This is a genomic window from Aeromonas sp. QDB54 (genome assembly GCF_027707385.1).
GTDB classification, from domain to species: Bacteria; Pseudomonadota; Gammaproteobacteria; order Enterobacterales; family Aeromonadaceae; genus Aeromonas; species Aeromonas hydrophila.
Genome location: NZ_JAPCIT010000079.1, coordinates 1 through 1283, shown reverse-complemented (window position 1 = coordinate 1283; position 1283 = coordinate 1). Strand labels below are relative to the sequence as shown.

Sequence of the window (1283 nt, the reverse complement as noted above, 5' to 3'; positions counted from 1 at the left end):
CAGGGCCGACGCATGATCATTCTTTGCGCTAGTTGATCAAGTATCGATCAGTTGAGCGGCGCCAAGTACGATTTTAATTGTACCTTGCGTTGCCAAGCTGTAAATAGTCGAGATCTTAACTAACTGTTTATTTTTATGGCCCAGAAGTCTTTGCTCGACTACCTTGAATCAATTCCAGACCCACGCAATCAGGCCAAGTGCTCGCATATCTTGTCAGAGGTTGTTTTCATGGCCATCTGCGCCATGATGTGCGGTTTTGATACTTGGAGCGAGATTACCTTGTTTGCTCAAGAGCGAGAGCCATGGTTCCGGCGCTGGTTGAGCTTGCCTGGCGGCATTCCATCACACGACACATTCAACCGCATTTTTGCCACTCTGCCTCCCGCCAGTCTGAAATCCATTTTTCAAGCGTGGATCGGCGACATCATGGGCGATGATAAGCTGGTTGGCCAACTAGCGGTTGATGGTAAAGCTCTTCGTGCTACCGCTAAAGGGCGAGGTGCCAACGCTGTTCATATGGTCAATGTCTGGTCAACTGAGCTGGGGATGTGTGTTGGCCAGCAAAAAGTCGCTGACAAATCTAACGAGATCACGGCAATACCTGAGCTACTCCAACTTCTTGAATTAAAAGGGTGTTTAGTCAGTATTGATGCGATGGGTACACAGGTAAAAATCGCCGACACCATCCTCAAAAAGTCGGGTGATTACCTGCTTGCAGTGAAAGACAACCAACCTAGCCTCAATACTGAAGTAAAAGAACAGTTCCAAGCGTATTGGGATAAGAATGAAACCGATGTTTCGGGGCACGGCTTTACTGAACAATTTGACTCAGAACATGGGCGAAAAGAGCATCGACGTTGTTGGGTTCTGATGGTTGATGAAAGCATGCCAGTTTGCCAGCAGTGGAAAGCGAAGACGATCATAGCCGTGCAGGCTGAGCGAATTGAAAATGGCAAAGGCTATGATTTCGTGAGATTTTATATAAGTAGCCGAGCGTTGGATGCCACCTCAGCGCTGAAGGCAACCCGAGCGCACTGGTCGGTAGAAAATCTGCTGCACTGGACTTTAGATATTGCGTTCGGAGAGGATCAACTTCAGGCCAGAGCGGGCTTCGCTGGGGAAAACTTAGCGGTCATCAGGCAGTGGATACTGAACATGCTGAAGCAAAACAAATCACGTAATCTAAGCATGGCCAACAAGCGCAGGCTCTGCTGTCTGAATGAACAATATTTGTTCGAATGTATGGGGTTGTTCAAAGTATAAACACTGATGCGTCAGCCCTG

The 1283-nt window shown here is 48.0% G+C and carries 1 protein-coding gene; it reads left to right on the top strand.

Annotated features, from left to right (window positions below; all coding sequences use genetic code 11):
* Nucleotides 1-135: 135 nt before the first annotated feature.
* Complete coding sequence (locus tag PG881_RS23880; protein WP_041204928.1) at nucleotides 136-1263, top strand: ISAs1-like element ISKpn9 family transposase; 1128 nt, start codon at nucleotides 136-138, stop codon at nucleotides 1261-1263.
* Nucleotides 1264-1283 lie beyond the last annotated feature (20 nt).

Excerpts from the sequence above, each read along its gene's own strand:
- PG881_RS23880 (WP_041204928.1), top strand. The coding sequence starts at position 136 with ATGGCCCAGAAGTCTTTGCTCGACTACCTTGAATCAATTCCAGACCCA.